The organism is Microbacterium sp., from assembly GCF_031179285.1.
Lineage (GTDB): Bacteria > Actinomycetota > Actinomycetes > Actinomycetales > Microbacteriaceae > Microbacterium.
Genome location: NZ_JAPSHY010000004.1, coordinates 51,994 through 70,359, shown reverse-complemented (window position 1 = coordinate 70,359; position 18,366 = coordinate 51,994). Strand labels below are relative to the sequence as shown.

At 68.7% G+C, this 18,366-nt stretch carries 16 protein-coding genes; 3 read left to right on the top strand and 13 right to left on the bottom strand.

The features are described 5' to 3' along the window. Positions 1-6 precede the first annotated feature (6 nt). From proB to rplU, 4 genes are all read right to left on the bottom strand, one after another. Positions 7-792: a glutamate 5-kinase gene (proB, locus tag RIN18_RS03725; RefSeq protein WP_309102604.1), complete on the bottom strand. Its 786-nt coding sequence runs from the start codon at positions 790-792 to the stop codon at positions 7-9. Then, positions 789-2,288 carry a GTPase ObgE gene (gene obgE / locus RIN18_RS03720; RefSeq protein WP_309102603.1) on the bottom strand — a complete coding sequence of 500 codons (1,500 nt, stop codon included), beginning with the start codon at positions 2,286-2,288 and terminating at the stop codon, positions 789-791. Before obgE ends, proB begins: the two co-directional genes overlap by 4 nt. A 98-nt stretch (positions 2,289-2,386) precedes the next feature. Then, a complete protein-coding gene (rpmA, locus tag RIN18_RS03715; protein ID WP_028501603.1) occupies positions 2,387-2,644 on the bottom strand; it encodes a 50S ribosomal protein L27 in 258 nt (85 codons plus the stop codon). 19 nt (positions 2,645-2,663) lie between these two features. Further along, positions 2,664-2,972, bottom strand: coding sequence for a 50S ribosomal protein L21 (rplU, locus tag RIN18_RS03710; protein ID WP_309102602.1), 309 nt, complete (start codon positions 2,970-2,972; stop codon positions 2,664-2,666). A 236-nt stretch (positions 2,973-3,208) separates the two neighbouring features. Between rplU and RIN18_RS03705 the strand changes: the two genes are divergently transcribed. Continuing rightward, positions 3,209-3,475, top strand: a complete 267-nt coding sequence (locus RIN18_RS03705; protein WP_309102601.1) for a DUF4031 domain-containing protein — start codon at positions 3,209-3,211, stop codon at positions 3,473-3,475. On the opposite strand, the gene RIN18_RS03700 is transcribed toward RIN18_RS03705, so the two are convergent. Further along, positions 3,440-5,953: an Rne/Rng family ribonuclease gene (locus RIN18_RS03700; RefSeq protein WP_309102600.1), complete on the bottom strand. Its 2,514-nt coding sequence runs from the start codon at positions 5,951-5,953 to the stop codon at positions 3,440-3,442. The two genes, RIN18_RS03705 and RIN18_RS03700, sit on opposite strands and share 36 nt — an antisense overlap. Positions 5,954-6,224: 271 nt before the next feature. Here RIN18_RS03700 and RIN18_RS03695 point away from each other — a divergent pair, with 271 nt between their 5' ends. Further along, a complete protein-coding gene (locus tag RIN18_RS03695) occupies positions 6,225-6,836 on the top strand; it encodes a vitamin K epoxide reductase family protein (RefSeq protein WP_309102599.1) in 612 nt (203 codons plus the stop codon). 62 nt (positions 6,837-6,898) lie between these two features. On the opposite strand, the gene ndk is transcribed toward RIN18_RS03695, so the two are convergent. The 4 genes from ndk to ileS are packed head-to-tail and all read right to left on the bottom strand — an operon-like array spanning position 6,899 to position 12,495. Then, the gene (gene ndk, locus RIN18_RS03690) at positions 6,899-7,315 is read right to left on the bottom strand and encodes a nucleoside-diphosphate kinase (protein WP_309102598.1); all 417 of its coding nucleotides are present in this window, start codon (positions 7,313-7,315) and stop codon (positions 6,899-6,901) included. A 1-nt stretch (position 7,316) separates the two neighbouring features. After that, the gene (locus RIN18_RS03685; RefSeq protein WP_309102597.1) at positions 7,317-7,736 is read right to left on the bottom strand and encodes a DUF4233 domain-containing protein; all 420 of its coding nucleotides are present in this window, start codon (positions 7,734-7,736) and stop codon (positions 7,317-7,319) included. Then, the gene (locus RIN18_RS03680) at positions 7,733-9,085 is read right to left on the bottom strand and encodes a folylpolyglutamate synthase/dihydrofolate synthase family protein (protein ID WP_309102596.1); all 1,353 of its coding nucleotides are present in this window, start codon (positions 9,083-9,085) and stop codon (positions 7,733-7,735) included. The genes RIN18_RS03685 and RIN18_RS03680 overlap by 4 nt, the downstream gene beginning before the upstream one ends. After that, the gene (gene ileS, locus RIN18_RS03675) at positions 9,082-12,495 is read right to left on the bottom strand and encodes an isoleucine--tRNA ligase (RefSeq protein ID WP_309102595.1); all 3,414 of its coding nucleotides are present in this window, start codon (positions 12,493-12,495) and stop codon (positions 9,082-9,084) included. Before ileS ends, RIN18_RS03680 begins: the two co-directional genes overlap by 4 nt. A gap of 244 nt (positions 12,496-12,739) precedes the next feature. On the opposite strand from ileS, the gene RIN18_RS03670 reads away from it, so the two are divergent. Continuing rightward, positions 12,740-13,390, top strand: coding sequence for a pentapeptide repeat-containing protein (locus RIN18_RS03670; RefSeq protein WP_309102594.1), 651 nt, complete (start codon positions 12,740-12,742; stop codon positions 13,388-13,390). Positions 13,391-13,403: 13 nt separating this feature from the next. Here RIN18_RS03670 and RIN18_RS03665 read toward each other — a convergent pair whose 3' ends face one another. Genes RIN18_RS03665 through RIN18_RS03650 form a run of 4 tightly spaced genes read right to left on the bottom strand, consistent with a single transcriptional unit; the run spans position 13,404 to position 18,301 of the window. Beyond that, complete coding sequence (locus tag RIN18_RS03665) at positions 13,404-14,903, bottom strand: ABC transporter ATP-binding protein (RefSeq protein WP_309102593.1); 1,500 nt, start codon at positions 14,901-14,903, stop codon at positions 13,404-13,406. Beyond that, positions 14,900-15,712, bottom strand: coding sequence for an ABC transporter permease (locus RIN18_RS03660; protein ID WP_309102592.1), 813 nt, complete (start codon positions 15,710-15,712; stop codon positions 14,900-14,902). The genes RIN18_RS03665 and RIN18_RS03660 overlap by 4 nt, the downstream gene beginning before the upstream one ends. Then, a complete protein-coding gene (locus RIN18_RS03655; protein ID WP_309102591.1) occupies positions 15,709-16,644 on the bottom strand; it encodes an ABC transporter permease in 936 nt (311 codons plus the stop codon). Before RIN18_RS03655 ends, RIN18_RS03660 begins: the two co-directional genes overlap by 4 nt. A gap of 43 nt (positions 16,645-16,687) precedes the next feature. Then, positions 16,688-18,301, bottom strand: a complete 1,614-nt coding sequence (locus RIN18_RS03650; protein WP_309102590.1) for an ABC transporter substrate-binding protein — start codon at positions 18,299-18,301, stop codon at positions 16,688-16,690. Positions 18,302-18,366: the final 65 nt, after the last annotated feature.

Sequence of the window (18,366 nt, the reverse complement as noted above, 5' to 3'; positions counted from 1 at the left end):
TCCAGTTTAGTCAGCGGCGGGTTCGAACCACGTGCCGATGTCGTCTCCGGCGAGAGCGCGATCGACGAGGTCTGCGCTGGTCACCAGCACCCCGATCCCGGATGCCGCCGCAAGGCGCGCGGCGGAGACCTTCGTCGCCGCTCCCCCGGTGCCGACGCTGTTGACCACGGTGGCGCCGAACTCGAGACCGCTGAGATCGGCGTCCGCCGCGACGACGTCGATCGGCTCCGCCCGAGGGTCGGAGGGAGGCTTGGTGTACAACGACTCGATGTCGCTGAGAAGCACGAGAGCATCGGCGTCGATCAGCCGGGCCACGAGCGCGCCGAGGCGGTCGTTGTCACCGAAGCGGATCTCCTGGGTCGCGACCGTGTCGTTCTCGTTCACGATGGGGATGATCCGCAGCCCCAGCAGTCGCTCCATCGCCCGTCGCGCGTTGCTGCGCGAGGTGGGGTTCTCGAGGTCGCCGGTGGTGAGAAGCACCTGGCCCGCGATGATGCCGAAGGAGTGAAGGGCCTGCTGATACCGGTAGATGAGAACGTTCTGCCCGACGGCGGCCGCCGCCTGCTGGGTGGCGAGGTCGGTGGGGCGCGCGTCGAGCTTGAGGAAGGGGATGCCGGAGGCGATGGCCCCCGATGAGACCAGCACGACCTCTGCTCCGCGTGCGTGCGCCGCGGCCAGCGCCTCGACGAGCACCGGGATGCGCCACGACGACTCACCGCTGATCGACGACGACCCGACCTTCACGACGATCCGCGTGGCGGTGGCGAGATCCGCCCTGACGCGAGCCGTCACTCTTCGTCTCCGGTATTGCTGGCGAGGCGCTTGGCCTCCAGTTCCGCCCGCGCTTCGGCCTTGGCATCCATCCGCTCGTAGTACTGTTCGCGGCGCTCGGTGGTCGTGCGGCGCCCGTTCGGGGCGAGCCGGGGATCGGTGCCGCGGGGAGCGGTCATCAGTTCGGCCGCGGAGCGCATCGTGGGCTCCCAGTCGAAGATGATCCCCTCGCCCTCGCCGATGACGACGGTCGATCCCGGCGTCGCGCCCAGACGGAACAGCTCGTCCTCGACGCCCAGCTTCTCGAGCCTGTCGGCGAGGTAGCCGATCGCCTCTTCGTTCTGGAAGTCGGTCTGCTGCACCCAGCGCACCGGCTTCTCGCCGAGGATGCGATAGATGTTGCCGTACGAGCCGCCGTCGACGCGGATGGTGAAGTCCTTCTTCGACCCCTTGGGGCGGATGACCACACGCTCGCGGGGAGCCTCGACCGCCATTTCGGCGCGATGCTTCTCGACGATCTCCCCGAGCGCGAAGGTGAGCGGTCGGAGCCCTTCATGGGAGACCGTGGAGATCTCGAACACCCGATACCCGCGGGCCTCGAGGTCGGGGCGGACGAGATCGGCGAGCTCACGAGCCTCGGGGACGTCGATCTTGTTCAGGGCGACGAGCTGAGGGCGCTCCAGGAGGGGCGTCTGACCCTCGGGCACCTCATAGGCGGCCAGCTCGGCCAGAATCACGTCGAGGTCGGAGATCGGGTCGCGTCCGGATTCGAGCGTGGCACAGTCCAGCACGTGCAGCAGCGCGGAGCACCGCTCCACGTGGCGGAGGAACTCGAGCCCCAGTCCTCGGCCTTCGCTGGCTCCCTCGATCAGCCCTGGCACGTCGGCCACCGTGTAGCGCGCCTCGCCGGCCTGGACGACCCCGAGGTTGGGGTGCAGCGTCGTGAAGGGGTAGTCCGCGATCTTCGGCCGCGCGGCGGAGATCGCGCCGATGAGGCTCGACTTGCCGGCCGACGGGTAACCGACCAGCGCGACATCGGCGACGGTCTTGAGCTCGAGCACGACGTCGCCCTCGAAGCCGGGCGTGCCCAGTAGCGCGAAGCCGGGCGCCTTGCGCTTCGGTGAGGCGAGGGCGGCGTTTCCGAGGCCGCCCTGTCCGCCCTTGGCGACGACGAACCGCTCCCCCGGGATGATCATGTCGATCAGCACTTCCCCGTCGGGGGTCTTGACGACGGTGCCGACAGGCACGGGCAGCTCGAGAGTCTCGCCGAGTGCGCCCGAGCGGTGATCTCCCATGCCGGGCCCGCCGTTGCCGGACGAACGATGCGGCGAGTGGTGATAGTTCAACAGCGTGCCGGTCTGCGGGTCAGCGACGAGCACGATGTCGCCACCGTCTCCGCCGTTGCCGCCGTCCGGGCCGCCGAGAGGCTTGAACTTCTCGCGGTGCACCGAGACACAGCCGCCGCCGCCCTTGCCCGCCCGCAGATGCAGCGTCACGGTGTCGACGAAGGTGACCATGGGTGTTTCTCCTAGATTCCTGTGCTCGTCTGAGCGCAGATACGCGGACGGGGCGAGCCGAAGCCCGCCCCGAACCGGATGATTGTGCTGTGCTGCGGTTACTCGGCAGCAGCGACGATGTTGACGACCTTGCGGCCGCCCTTCGCCCCGAACTGCACTGCGCCCGCCGCGAGAGCGAACAGCGTGTCGTCGCCGCCACGGCCGACGTTCACGCCGGGGTGGAAGTGAGTTCCGCGCTGGCGGACGATGATCTCGCCGGCGAGGACCTGCTGACCGCCGAAGCGCTTGACGCCGAGTCGCTGTGCGTTGGAGTCACGACCGTTTCGGGTGGAGCTTGCGCCCTTTTTGTGTGCCATGTCCTTGTCGCCTCCGTGCTTACTTGATGCCGGTGATCTTGACGCGCGTGAGCTCCTGGCGGTGGCCCTGACGCTTCTTGTAACCGGTCTTGTTCTTGTACTTCTGGATAATGATCTTCGGGCCGCGGAGGTTGCCGATGACCTCGGCGGTGACCTTGACCTTCGCCAGGGTGTCAGCGTCGGTGGTCACCGTGGTGCCGTCGACGAGCAGCACTGCGGGCAGCTCGATCTTCTCGCCCTGGGCAGCCTGAACACGGTCGAGCTGAACGATCGTGCCGACCTCGACCTTCTCCTGCCGGCCACCGGCGCGCACTACTGCGTAAACCACTTCATACCTGTTTCGTTGGGGAGCACGGGGCTCCGAGAATCTCACGGGAAGACTGTTGCTTGCATACGTCGCCGGGCGACGGGTGCGAATGCAAGACTCTCCGCACCGACCGACGAGGACGGGGCGGCATACGCACCAAGGGACTACTTTACCGGATGCCGGACGATGCCGCAAAGCGGGCTCAGCGGTGTGTTCCGACGACGGCGCATGCGCCGCCGTGAACGTAGGATCGCGGGATGAGCGTTCTCGTCGACGAACCGGTCTGGCCCGCGCACGGCCGGCTCTGGGCTCACCTCGTCAGTGACGAGAGTCTGGCCGAACTGCACGCGTTCGCGCAGATGCACGCGATCCCGGCGCGCTCGTTCGACCTCGACCACTACGACGTGCCCGAGGAGATCATCCCGCGTCTGCTCGCCGGCGGCGCCGAACAGGTCGGCGGCAAAGAGCTGGTGCGGAGGCTGATCGCCTCAGGACTCCGGGTTCCCGCTCGCGACCGGCGCTGACGACTCACCGTTCACGGCGATCGGCGTGCCGGTGAGGCCAGCCGTGCTCACCCGCCGGCGTCCTCTGCCCTGCCCCGGGGCCTTCGGCTCCGGAAGGGCGTCGAGCACCGAGTCGAGGAGCTGCTCGGCCTGGCTCCGGGCGGGCTTGCGCTCGGAAGTGCGCTTCTTGCGTGGCTTCTTCGCGCGTTCCTGCGGCTCCTGATCGACAGCTTCAAGAGGCGCCTGATCGGGGGTGCCCTCGGCGGTCGCGGCGAGGGTGGAGGCGGCGATCTGTGCGAGCGCCGACTTCGCACCCTCGGGGATGCTGTGCGTGACGTTGCTCGCAGCCGGAGCGCTCTGGGTCTGACCGTTGCCGCCGCGCTGGCGCCTTCCCGCCTGACCGCTGCCGTTGCCGTTGCCGTTGCCGTTGCTGCGGTGTTTGACGACCGGGTCGTGGTGCACGATGACGCCGCGTCCGGCGCAGACCTCGCACGCCTCGCTGAACGTTTCGAGCAGACCGAGGCCCAGCTTCTTCCGGGTCATCTGCACCAGTCCGAGCGATGTCACCTCGGCGACCTGGTGCTTCGTCCGGTCGCGGCTCAGGCACTCGACGAGACGGCGCAGAACGAGGTCGCGGTTCGACTCGAGCACCATATCGATGAAGTCGACGACGATGATGCCGCCGATGTCGCGCAGTCGCAGCTGGCGGACGATCTCCTCGGCGGCCTCGAGGTTGTTCTTGGTGACGGTCTCTTCGAGGTTTCCGCCGGAACCCACGAACTTCCCGGTGTTGACGTCGACGACGGTCATCGCCTCGGTGCGGTCGATGACGAGCGAGCCGCCGGAGGGGAGCCAGACCTTCCGGTCCAGCGCCTTCTCGATCTGCTCGGTGATGCGGAACGCATCGAAGGGGTCGGTCTCGTCTTCGTACGCCTCCACGCGCTCGAGGAGGTCGGGGGCGACGCTCTCGAGGTATGCCCGGATGGTCTGCTGCGAATCCTCACCCTGGATGAGCATCTTCGTGAAGTCCTCGTTGAAGACATCCCGGACGATCTTGACCAGAAGATCGGGCTCGGCGTGCAGGAGGGCAGGCGCCTGCTGATTCTCGATCTGCTTCTGGATGTGCTCCCACTGGGTGGTGAGGCGCTGGACGTCACGGGTGAGCTGATCCTCGGTGGCTCCCTCGGCGGCCGTGCGAACGATCACACCACTGGATTCAGGGAGCACTTCCTTGAGGATGCGCTTGAGCCTGGCCCGTTCATTGTCGGGAAGCTTGCGGCTGATGCCGTTCATGGAGCCACCGGGGACGTACACGAGGTACCGGCCCGGCAGCGAGATCTGGCTCGTCAGGCGAGCACCCTTATGGCCGATCGGGTCCTTGGTGACCTGCACGAGCACGCGATCGCCCGGCTTGAGCGCCAGTTCGATCCGTCGCGGCTGGTTGCCGGTCTCGACGCCGTCCCAGTCGACCTCGCCGGAGTACAGCACGGCGTTGCGGCCGCGGCCGATGTCGACGAAGGCGGCCTCCATGCTCGGAAGCACGTTCTGCACCCGTCCGAGGTACACGTTGCCGATGAGCGACGCGTCCTGGTTGCGGGCGACGTAGTGCTCGACCAGCACGCCGTCTTCGAGCACGCCGATCTGGGTGCGGCCGTTCTTCGACCGGACGACCATCTTGCGGTCGACGGATTCGCGGCGTGCGAGGAACTCGGCCTCGGTCACCACGGGGCGACGGCGACCGGCGTCGCGCCCGTCACGGCGGCGCTGCTTCTTCGCCTCGAGACGCGTGGAGCCCTTGATGGCCTTCGGCTCGGTGATGTACTCGACGACGCGCTGACGCTGGCGAGGCTCGTCACGCTGCTCGTCCCCGTCCGATCCTCCGCGACGTCGGCGTCCGCGTCGACCGGAGGCGACGTCGTCCTGCTCACGTTCGGCGAGCCGATCAGCGTTGCGGTCGCTGCTGCGATCACGGCCCGGGCGTGCCGGCAGCGGCACGATCTCCGGGGCGTAGAAGGCGAGTCGCGTGGAAACCTGCGACACGAAGACCTCGGGGAGCAGCCCGAGCGAGACGGCGGTCGGCGGCTGCGGTGAAGCCGCGGCACTGCCGACGTCGGAGTCGGACGGATCGGCAGTCTCTCCGGCGGCCGCCTCGGTGGCGACCGTGTCGGTGGCTACGGCGTCGGCATCCGCATCGGTAGCGATGCTCTCGGCATCCGCCTCCGTGGCGACGGCGTCGGATGCATCCGGCTCGGCGGCGTCCGCCTCGGCGTCGACCTCAGGCGCTGCCGCGTCTGTGACCTGCTCGGAAACCGCGTCCGCCTCGGTTTCCGCAGCCGGCTCGCCCTGGGCAGCGGCGCCACCCGCGACGTCGGCATCGGCGTCGGCCGGGTCCTCGGACACTGTCGCGCCCTGGGGATCGGTGTGCTCCGTCAAAGGCTCCGGGGTGTCAGCCGGGAACTCGAGGGTAGGGGCGTTGTTGTCATTGTTCTCATCGGCCATCTCTGGCTAACTCCCTGCGTGCGGCGCTGGGCCACACGAAATCTCGTGCGACACCCTCGGGTGTCGCGAACTCACTCGATGTGCGACCGGCTCATGGCTCTGGTCACGTGGGGCATAGGGCCCCGAAGTCTGCGGCGATGCGTATCACGGGCGGACCGTGCGGTGCATCACAGGTCATTATCGCATGGGGTGCGTGATCCGCGTGCATCGCCCGTCCCGAAGCGATCGCGTCTCACGTCCCGCGCATAGCCGGCGCTGAGATAATCGCCGTATGAGCGAGCACCGCACCCGCCCCGTCGTCTATGCCGTCTGGCTGATCATCGCCAGCGTGGTCGGCTGGTTCGCGGCGTTCCAGCTCACGGTCGAGAAGTTCGTTCTCCTCGAGAGCCCGGGCACCGATCTGAGCTGCGATATCAGCGCCTTCATCCAGTGTGGCAAGAATCTCGAGTCCTGGCAGGGCGAAGTGTTCGGATTTCCGAACCCGATTCTCGGCATCACCGGCTGGGTGGCGCCGCTCGTCGTGGGCGTCGCCGTGCTCGCCGGCGCTCACTTTCCGCGCTGGTTCTGGCTGACCTTCGGCGCCGGGGTGACGTTCGCATTCGGCTTCGTCTGCTGGCTGATCGCACAGAGCCTGTTCGTGCTGACGGTGCTCTGCCCCTGGTGCATGGTGACATGGGCCGTGACGATCCCGACCTTCTTCGCGACGATGCTCCACCTCGTCCGCAACGGCGCCTTCACGCGGTCCGCGAAGGCGCAGGAGCGCGCCGGCACACTGATGGTCTGGGTGCCGCTCGCCAGTGTCCTCGCCTACGCGCTCATCCTCGTGCTGGCGCAGCTGGCCGGCATCGACATGGTCGGCGAGATCGAGCGGGCCCTGTTCTGAATCGACAAAGCCCGCCGGACCGACTCTGATCGGAACGACGGGCCTCTTGTCGAACGGACGGTTCAGTCGAACCAGATCGACAGCTCACGCGCGGCCGACTCCGGGCTGTCCGAGCCGTGCACGAGGTTCTGCTGCACGGCGAGACCCCAGTCGCGACCGAAGTCGCCACGGATGGTTCCCGGGGCAGCAGTCGTCGGGTCGGTGGTGCCGGCGAGCGAACGGAAGCCTTCGATCACACGGTTGCCCGCGAGGCGGATGGCGACCGACGGCCCGGAGAGCATGAACTCCAGCAGCGGCTCGTAGAACGGTTTGCCCTCGTGCTCTGCGTAGTGGGCCGCGAGGAGGTCGCGGTCGGGATCGACCAGCCGGATGTCGACGAGCGCGTATCCCTTCGCTTCGATGCGGGCGAGGATCGTGCCGGTGAGCCCGCGGGCGACGCCGTCGGGCTTGACGAGGACGAGCGTTTCTTCGGTGGCCATGTCATTCACTCTCTGTCTGAGTCTCTGTCTCGGTGTGGAGCCGGCGGGGCTCAGCGGGGCGTCGTGCGTCCAGCCGGGCCCCCACGATCGTCGCATACGCCCACATGCCGCCGAAAATCAGCGCGACCAGTGCGACAGCCGGGAGGAGGAAGGCCGAGAGCGCGATGATGACCTGCAGCGTCCATCCCACGGTGATCGCCCACGGACGGGTGATCATGCCCGCGGTGGCCAGGCACGCGAGCGCCACCACCGCGGCTCCCACGATCGCCCACCACTGCTCGATTCCGGCGGGCAGCGCCTTGAGGCCGAAGATGGTCAGACCGACGAGCAGCACCACGACCGCCTCGAAGCCGAGCACGATCGGGGCGAGTTTTTGAACGAGCGTCCGCGGCGAACGCGCGGGCCGGACACGAGCATTCACGCGCGCCACCCCGACTTCCAGTCCTCGGCCTCGGACAGCGCGATCGCCTCGCCGGCGAGCACCACCGATCCCGCGATGGCGACGGCGCGGCGATCCGATGACGATGCCCACTCCCTGGCGGCGTCGGCGGCTTCGGCGAGCGTCGGGTGCACGGTGACGCGGTGTCCCGATCGTTCGACGAGGTCGGCCACGGCATCCGCGTCGCTGGCGCGCTCGGAGTCGGGAGCGGTCGCGAAGACGTGCGCGGCGGCGGGGGCCAGGCGCGAGACGATACCGGCGGCGTCCTTGTCGGAGAGCACCCCGAGCACGATCCCCCATTCGTCGAAGTCGAAGCTGTCGTCGAGGGCCTGCGCGAGGGCGGCAGCCCCGTGCGGGTTGTGAGCGGCATCGACGACCACGGTCGGGCCGATGCCGACCAGCTGGAGGCGTCCCGGCGACGTCGCCGCCTGCAGCCCCTCCGAGACGATGTCGCCGGCGATCTGCTGCGCACCGCCGCCGATGAGCGACTCGACGGCGGCGACCGCGAGGGCGGCGTTGTGGCCCTGGTGCGCCCCATAGAGCGGCAGGTACTCCTCGACGTACTCCCCCGCAAGGCCCCGGATGGTGAGGAGCTGTCCCCCGACGGCGAGCTTCTGATCGGCGAGGCCGAACTCCGTCCCTTCGAAGGCGATCGTGGCATCCCTGTCGGCGGCGGCACGGCGCAGGACCGCCGCGGCCTCAGGCGGCTGCTCGGCCGAGACGACGGCCGCGCCCTCCTTGATGATCCCCGCCTTGACGCGGGCGATCTCGGAGATCGTGTCGCCGAGACGGTCGGCATGGTCGATGTCGATCGGTGTGAAGACTGCGACGTCACCGTCGGCGGTGTTCGTCGAATCCCACTCCCCTCCCATCCCGACCTCGAGCACGAGCACGTCGACGGGCGCGTCGGCGGCAGCGACGAAGGCGAGCACCGTGAGGAGTTCGAAGAACGTCAGCGCCGCATCGCCGGCCGCCTCGAGCTCGGCGTCGACGATGTCGACGAAGGGCTCGATCTCGTCCCACGCGTCGGCGACAGCGGCGTCGGCGATGGGTTCCCCGTCGATCACGATGCGTTCGGTGAAGCGTTCCAGATGCGGACTGGTGAACAGCCCTGTGCGCAGACCGTGGGCGCGCAGCAGGCTTTCGATCATCCGAGCTGTGGACGTCTTGCCGTTCGTGCCCGTGATGTGCACGACGCGGTAGGTGCGCTGGGGATCATCGAGGAAGGCGAGGATGCGTGCGGTCCGCTCTTTTCGCGGCTGCACCCATCGCTCACCCGCCCGGGTCAGCAGCGCTTCATAGACGGCGTCGGCGCGCTGGCGTTCGCTCACGATGTCGCCACCGCTTCGCTCACCACGGTGGCATCGATCGTCACGATGATCGGTGCCTTCGCAGCGCCGAGCGCGCGGACGCCCGAACGGAACACTCCGTCGCCGGGACTGGTCACGGTGTCGACGAGCATCTCCATGTCCTCCGTCGCCTGCACCGCGAAGCCGATCGCCAGGGTCTCCCCCGCGATCAGCTCGGCGTGCGCGTTCAGAGCCGCCGCATCCTGCGGCGCGACGTTGAGAGCGAGACCGATGCGGTCGCTGACGTCGAGTCCGGCGTTCTTCCTGGCCTCCTGCACAACGCGGATCGCGTCGCGAGCGAGGCCCTCCGCCTCGAGTTCCGGGGTCGTCCGCGTGTCGAGCAGCACGAAGCCGCCCGACGGCACGATGGCCAGAGCCTCGCCTTCGGGGCGCCCCGTCGTCTCCAGTGCGAGCTCGTACTCGGAAGGCTCCAGAGCGACGCCGCCCGCTGTGACCGCCCCGTCGACCTCCGACCAGTCGCCGGCCTTGGCCGCCCTGATCACCGTCTGGACGTTCTTGCCGAGCCGCGGGCCCGCCGCCCTCGCGTTCACGCTCAGCCGGTGACTGATGCCGTACTCGGCAGCAGTCGTCGGCGTCAGCGGCACGGTCTCGACGGCCTTGACGTTCAGTTCGTCGCGCAGGATCTCCTCGAACTGCGCCAGCGCTTCCGCCTGCGGCGAGACCACCGTGAAGCGCGCCAGCGGAAGCCGCACGCGCAGCTTCTCCTTCTTGCGGAGGGCATTGCCGACACTGGACAGCTCGCGGACGGCATCCATCGCGTCACGGATGTCATCGGCCGCGGGGAAGGCGGCGGCATCCGGCCAATCGGCGAGATGGACGCTGCGCTGTCCGGTGAGGCCCTGCCACACCCGTTCGCTCACGAGAGGCACCAGCGGCGCCGCCACGCGCGTGAGCGTCTCCAACACCGTGTAGAGCGTGTCGAACGCGTCGCGGCTGCGCGGATCGTCGGTCACTCCCATCCAGAACCGGTCACGGGAGCGGCGGATGTACCAGTTCGTCAGCACTTCGGCGAAGTCCCGCAGTCGCGCGGCGGCCGTCGTGGAGTCCAGGCCCTCGAGGTCTGCCTTCACCTCGCGGACGAGGTCACCGGTGCGGGCGAGGATGTACCGGTCGAGCACGTCCGTCGAGTCCGTTCGCCAAGTCGCGTCGTACCCGCCGCCGTCCGCGCCGCCCGCGGCGTTCGCATACGTGGCGAAGAAGTACCACGAACTCCACAGCGGCAACAGGAACTCGCGGACGCCGGCGCGGATGCCTTCCTCCGTGACGACGAGGTTGCCGCCGCGCAGCACGGAGCTCGACATCAGGAACCAGCGCATCGCATCGGAGCCGTCGCGGTCGAAGACCTCGCTGACGTCGGGGTAGTTGCGCAGTGACTTCGACATCTTGTAGCCGTCGCTGCCGAGGACGATGCCGTGGCAGCTGACGCCGGTGAAGGCCGGACGGTCGAACAGCGCCGTCGAGAGCACGTGCATGACGTAGAACCAGCCGCGGGTCTGCCCGATGTACTCCACGATGAAGTCCGCCGGCGCGTGCGCATCGAACCACTCCTGGTTCTCGAACGGGTAGTGCACCTGCGCGTACGGCATGGAGCCGGAATCGAACCACACGTCGAAGACGTCCTCGATGCGCCGCATCGTGCTCCGGCCGGTGGGATCGTCGGGGTTCGGCCGGGTGAGATCGTCGATGTACGGGCGGTGCAGGTCGACCTCGCCCTCGGCGTTGCGCGGCAGTGTGCCGAAGTCGCGCTCCAGCTCTTCCAGCGAGCCGTATGCGTCCACGCGGGGGTACTCGGGGTCGTCGCTCTTCCAGATCGGGATGGGCGATCCCCAGTACCGGTTGCGGCTGATCGACCAGTCGCGGGCGCCCTCGAGCCACTTGCCGAACTGCCCGTCCTTGACGTTCTCCGGCACCCACGTGATCTGCTCGTTGTTGGCGAGCATCCTGTCCTTGATGTCGGTGACGCGGATGAACCAGCTCGACACCGCCTTGTAGATCAGGGGATTCCGGCAGCGCCAGCAGTGCGGGTACGAGTGCTCGTAGCTCTGCAGGCGTACGAGGCGTCCGTCGTCGCGGATCAGGCGCACGAGAGCGGAGTTGGCATCCATCCACAGCTCGCCGGCCACATCCGTGACATTCGGCAGGAAGCGTCCGCCGTCGTCCAGCGAGATGATGGTCGGGATGCCGGCGGCCTCGGCGACGCGCTGATCGTCCTCACCGTAGGCGGGTGCCTGGTGGACGATGCCGGTGCCGTCCGTGGTCGTGACGTAGTCGTCGATGAGGATGCGCCAGGCGTGGTGCGTGCCGTAGGTGTCCGCGTCCGCGTAGTAGTCGAACAGGCGGTCGTAGGCGACGTCCTGCAGCTCCGCACCCTTGAGGGTGGCGTCTACGGCCGCCAGCGCGTCATCGGCCGACTCGTAGCCGAGATCCTTGGCGTAGCCGCCGACGAGGTCGCGGGCGAGGAGGTACCGGTGGGCGGACGCCTCGACCGCCACGCGATCGGCTTCGGGGGCCGCGCGCCCCTGCTTCACGTCTGCGGCGCCCTCCGGCCCCGCAGGCAGCACGACGTAGTCGATGTCCGGTCCGACGGCGAGCGCGAGGTTCGTCGGCAGGGTCCACGGCGTCGTCGTCCAGGCGAGGGCGCGGACGCCGGTGAGGCCGAGCGACTCGGCCTTGGCGCCCACGAGCGGGAACGTCACCGTGACCGACGGATCCTGGCGCATCTGATACACGTCGTCGTCCATGCGCAGTTCGTGCGCCGACAGCGGGGTCTCATCGCGCCAGCAGTAGGGCAGCACGCGATAGCCCTCGTAGGCCAGCCCCTTGTCGTACAGCGTCTTGAAGGCCCAGAGCACGCTCTCCATGTACCCGAGGTCGAGGGTCTTGTAGCCACGCTCGAAGTCGACCCACCGTGCCTGACGGGTGACGTAGTCCTGCCACTCGTGGGTGTAGGCGAGCACGGAGTCGCGCGCCTTCGCGTTGAACGTGCCGACGCCCATGGCTTCGATCTCGCTCTTCTCCGTGATGCCGAGCTGCTTCATCGCCTCGAGCTCCGCCGGGAGCCCGTGCGTGTCCCAGCCGAAGACCCGGTCGACCCGGTGCCCGGTCATGGTCTGGAATCGAGGGAAGACGTCCTTGGCATAACCGGTGAGGAGGTGTCCGTAGTGCGGCAGTCCGTTGGCGAATGGCGGGCCGTCGTAGAACACCCATTCCGGGGCGCCGTCACGCTGCTCGATCGAGGCGCGGAAGGTGCCGTCGGCCTCCCAGAAGTCGAGCACTTCGCGTTCGATCTCGGGAAAGCGCGGGCTCGGTACGACCGAGTTCGTCGAGGAGTCGGCGGCGGGGCCGAAGGAGGAGGTGCGCGGGTAGGTCATGTCGTCTCGCAGTGATCGTCGTGGCGGATGCTGCTGCAGGGACGATCCTCGCGGACCGCGGTACCACCCCACGTGCCCCGCCTCACGGCGGTGCCACTCTCACTGCGGCTGTGACGGGCCTGCCCCGCTCGGTTCTACTGAGTCTCGCGACCGTTCTTCCGAGAGCTCCCCGGTGATGGCCGGATCGATGCTCGTAACCCCAGTCTACGCGCAGGGCCCGGTCCCGGCATCCTAGGCTCGAGGAATGGCACGCTCCCCCGAATCCCCGGTCCCGCCGCGCGTCACGCGTCCGGATCTGCCTGACACGCTCGCGGCGGCCGTTCCGTCCCGCCGCGCCGACCTGCTGGCGGCGCGTCTCGTGCTCGACGGCGAGGCGGATCTCGCGTACGCATCACTGGAGCAGTGCGTGATCACCGCGGATGCCGGAACCGTCGATCTCACCGGCGCCACGCTGCTCGACGTCGCGATGACAGACGTCAGACTGGCCTCTCTCGTCCTTCGCGGCGCGAGCATCCGGCGCCTTCGCATCTCGGGAGGGAGGATCGGGACCCTGGATCTCAGCGGCAGCCGCATCGCCGAACTCGACCTCCGCGACGTCCGCATCGACTATCTGACGCTCAGCGGTGCGCGCGTGGACGACGCCGAGGTGACCGGGTGCAGCATCCGCACTCTCGACATGCCTCAGGCCGAACTCACCCGCGTCCGGTTCACGAGCGCGACGGCCGATGAGGTCGATCCGCGCGGCATGCGCGCCGCCGACGTCGATCTGAGAGGCCTCGACGCTCTGGCGTTCCTCGACGCGAACAGCCTCCGCGGCACGACGCTGACGCCCTTCCAGGTGCAGCAGCTCGCACCGACGATCGCCGCGGGTCTCGGGATCCTCATCAAGGACTGACACCGACGCCGTCTCACTCCGGTCGCGCGCTCGCTGCGAGCAGCTCACGCGTGAAGGGATGCTGCGGCGAGGAGAACACCTCGGCCGTGGCGCCCTGCTCGACGATCCGTCCGTCCTGCATCACGAGCACCTCGTCGGCGACGGCGAGGACGACATCGAGGTCGTGCGAGACGAAGACCATCGTCAGCCCGCGATCCTCCTGCAGGCGGCGCAGCAGCTGCAGAATCCGTTCCCGCACGGAGGGGTCGAGCGCCGACACCGGCTCGTCGAGCACCAGCACATCAGGCTCAGCGGCGAGTGCACGGGCGATCGCGGCGCGCTGCCGCTGGCCGCCGGAGAGTGCGGACGGGCGGCGCCCCGCGAGCACCGGGTCCAGGCCGACCTCGGCGAGCAGTCGCGCCATCCGCCCGGGGCGCTGTCGTCGCGGCACTCCTCCGGCGCTGAGCGCCTCGTCCAGTGAACGCCCGATCGTCCAGCGCGGGTCGAACGCGCCGAGCGGGTTCTGATGCACCAGCTGCACCGGACGAGCACCGTGCCGGAGCAGCTCACCGGAGTCAGGAGCCTGGATCCCGACGATCATCCGCGCGAGCGTGGTCTTGCCGGAGCCGGATTCGCCGACGATCCCGAGCGTGCGCCCGCGACGCACCGTGAATGACGCTGTCGAGACTGCTGCGGTCGACCCGAACGACTTCGACGCCGCCACCGCTTCGACCACCGGCTCTGTCCTTGCCACGGCGACCACGCGCGGCTCGTGCACCGTAGCGGCGATGAGCTCCCTGGTGTGCTCGTGCTGGGGTGCGTGGAGAACCTGGCCGACCGTGCCTGATTCGACGACTCGCCCGTCCTGCATCACCAGCACGCGGTCCGCGACGCGGCGGACGGCGGCGAAGTCATGGCTGATGAACACGACGGCGGTGCCGCTCGCCGCGATCTGTCGCAGCAGATCGAGGATCCGTGCCTGCACAGTGGCGTCGAGCGCTGTCGTCGGCTCGTCCGCGATCAGCACCGACGGGTTCACCGCGAGCGCCGAGGCGATCAGTGCCCTCTGGCGCAGTCCGCCTGAGAGCTGATGCGAGTACTGCGACACCCGCTCCTGCGGATGCGGCAGGGAGACGGCTGTCAGGATCTCGAGCACGCGGGCGCGACGCTCTGCCCGTGTCATGCGCCGATGGATCGCGAGCGGTTCAGCCACCTCGGCGCCGATGGTGCGCAACGGATCCAGTGACACCAGCGCGTCCTGCGACACGAGAGCGATCCGCTCTCCTCGAAGCTTCCGCCATGTGCGCTCGTCGAGCCCGCGAGCGTCGACCCCGTCGATGGTCAGGACGGAGGCGCTCACCGTCGATCCGGAGGGCGTGAGTCCGAGCAGCGCCCGGGCGGTGAGCGACTTGCCAGCCCCCGACTCCCCGACGATCGCCACGCACTCCCCCGGTTCGACGGAGAAGGAGATGGAGTCCACAGGCGTCGTACCGCCGATGGTGATCGTCAGATCGCCGACCTCGAGTGCACTCATGATGAGCGGCCCTCCGCTCGGGCGCGCAGGGTGCGGCCGACGATGGTCGCCGACACGACGGTGAGCGTGATCGCGATGCCGGGGAACACCGAGATCCACCATGCCTGCGCCAGGAAGTTCCGGCCGCTGGCGAGCATCAGACCCCACTCCGGTGCGGGCTCAGCGGGCCCGAGACCGAGGAAGCTGAGTCCGGCCGCGGCGAGGATGCTGGACCCGATGCCGATGGTGGCGAGCACGCTCAGCGAACCGAGAACACCCGGCACCACGTGCCTGGCGAAGGCGAGCGCGGGGGCAACGCCGAGGATTCGCGCCGCTTCCACGTGTTCGGCGGCGGCGAGGGTCCGGGTCTGCACGCGCCCCAGGCGCACATAGACGGGAGCCGCGGCGAGGGTGACCGCGACCGCCACGTTCAGCGGACCCGGTCCGAGCACCGCGACGACGATGAGTGCGACCAGGAACTCGGGGAAGGCGAGCAGAACATCCGTCACGCGCATGGCGGCCACATCGACGATGCGGGGAGCGATGCCGGCCACTGTCCCGATCGCCAGACCGAGGACCAGGGCGAGTCCGGTGGCGAGCAGCCCGATCCCGACGGATCGGCCGGTGCCGTGCACGACCCTGCTGAAGACGTCCCTTCCGCTCTGATCGGTACCGAACAGGTGCTCTGCGCTCGGGGCCTGCAGGGCGCCGCGAACGTCGGTCTGCAGCGGGTCGCGAGCCGAGATCAGATCCGGTGCGACGGCCGCGAGGGCGATGATCGCCAGCACGAGGAGGGCGGCGCCGAACAGCACGCGACGACCGGCGCTCACGGGCGCGTCCTCGCCGTTTCCGCCCGCACCCGCGGATCGATCACCGGATGCAGCAGTTCGACGACGATGTTGACCACGACGAACGCGAACGCACTCAGCAGGATGATGCCGCCGAGCACCGGCAGGTCGCGATCGGTGATCGCGGAGAGGGTGACCCTGCCGAGCCCGGGGCGTGCGAAGACCGTCTCGACCAGCACCGCACCTCCCAGGAGCGATCCGACCAGATACGCCGTGAGGGTGAGAGCGCCCGCCGCGCCGTGGCGCAGCGTGTGATGCACGGTGAGACGGACGTGGCCTGCGCCCCGCGCCCTGACGGAGGTCGCGAACGGTTGGCGCTGCGCATGCTCCATCCCGTCGCGCAGCACCTGCCCGAGAAGGGCCGCGACCGGCAGCGCGAGCGTGACCGCGGGCAGCACGATGGTCGCCGGGTTGCGCGTGCCGGAGACCGGGAACCACCCGAGGCCGAAGGCGAAGACGCTCAGCAGCACCAGACCGATCCAGAACACGGGCGATGAGAGCAGTACCAGCTCCGTCGCCGCGACGATCCCGCGAGAGACGGGCCCCCGCGCCACCAGGGCCGCGCTCAGGGCGAGCACCACCGCGATGAGCATCGCGAGCGCCGTGAGCTGCAGCGTGGAGCCGAGCTGGCGTCCGATCACCTCGGCGACCGGCATCCTGAGCTGATACGACTCGCCGAGGTCACCTCTGATCAGCTGACCCAGATAGGTGACGTACTGCTCGAACACCGGCCGGTCCAGGCCCAGTTCCGCTCGGATCGCATCCTTGACGCCCTCACTCACCTGCGCCTGCGGGCCGAGCATGACGTCGACCGGATCGCCGGGGATGATGCGCAAAGCCAGGAAGGCGAGCGTCGCCGCTCCCCAGAGCACGACGACGACGGATGCCGCGTGCCCGACGATCTTCCTGATCATTCCGCTCCTGACACCGGCATCGTATCGCCGATGCGGGGCCGGATCACTCGACCGTCACACCGAAGAACAACGGGCGACCGTAGAGGTCGAACATCACATCGGAGACGCGCTCGCCGACCGCCGTGATGCTGGAGGGCACGTACAGCGGCACGATGGCGGCGTGCGTCGCATTCCACTGCTGAAGCCGGCCGTACACGTCCGCGCGCGCGGCGGCATCCGTGGTCGACACGCCCTGTTCGAGCAGCGCGTCGATCTCGGAGTCCGAGACCTGGGAGGCGTTCTGGAACCCTTCGCTGTGCAGGTGGTTGCGCAGCAGATCGGCGTCCACGCCGGAGAAGCTCCAGTCGGTCAAGTCGAACGTCTTCGGCTCGTACTGCTCGTTGTATGCGCCCGGTTCGAGCTTCTCCAGCTGCACCTCGAACCCGATCGCCTTCAGATCCGACTGGATGGCGTTCGCGAGCGCCGCGCGGTCGTCCGGCACGGGCGTCCAGGCGATCCAGCGAGCCGACAGTCGCCGGCCCTCCTTCATGCGGATGCCGTCGGCGTCGCGCTGGGTCCAGCCCGCCTCGTCGAGCAGCCGGTTCGCGGCATCGACGTCCATGGGCCAGGTGCCTTCGAGCGACTCGTCGTAGCCCGGCGTCGTCGGCCCCAGCACGCTCCACGCCCGCGGGTACTCTCCGAAGAAGATCTCCTCGACGGCGGCATCGATGTCGATCCCTCGTGCGAATGCCTGGCGTACCTTCTCGTCGGCGAAGACCCCGTGCTTCTCGTTGAGATAGAGCGAATACGGCAGCCCGGGCTCTTCGACCGTTTCCACCGTCACGCCGTCGCCGAGGGTGCCGGCGAGGTTCGGCGGGATCTGACTGACGAGGTCGGCCTCGCCCGAGGTCACGACCCCGGCTCGCACCGACGGCTCCGGGAGGATCTGCACGCGCAGGGTGCCGAACCCGGGCTTCTCCGCGCCGGCGGGAGCCCAGTCGTACTCATCGTTCGCCGTGTACACGATCTCCTGGTCGGGCGTGTACTCGGTCAGCTCGAAGGGACCGGTGCCCACCGTGATGCCGGGTCCGCCCGCTTTCAGCTCGTCCGCCGACTCCGCCAGCGCCTTCGGCGAATAGAAACCGAGTTGGGCGGTGCTCGCCGCCTGGAGGAACGGCGCATACGGCTGCGAGAAGCGCACCGTGACGGTGTGCTCGTCGACGACGTGCGTGCCGGCATAGAACTCTCCGCCCAGCATGCTCGCCGCCTGGGCCGACTCCGTCTCGGGGTCGATGATGCGATCGAAGTTGGCCTTCACGGCCTCAGCGTCGAAGGGCTCGCCGTCATGGAAGGTCACATCGTCGCGGAGCGTGAAGGTGTACTCGGTGCTGTCATCCGAGACTTTCCACTCGGTGGCAAGCCACGGCGCGAAGGTGCCGTCTGGCTTCTGGAAGACGAGCGAGTCGAGCACGGACCGCTGCACCATCGCCGAGATGTCGAGCTGGCTCGTCTGCGGGTCCATATGCCCGGAGGAGAGCAGGCTGCCGTCGACGCCCCAGACGACCTCACCGCCGGACTCCTCCGTGGCGCCGGGGGACGCGCAGGAACTCAGGACGACCGCCGCCAGGGCGGAAACGGCGAAGAAGGGCAGGAGACGACGCCGAAGCGAGATGCGCATGGAGAGTCCTCGGGAAGAACGATGGGTGACATCTCAGTCTACGGCGAGTTTATGGACCGGGTCGA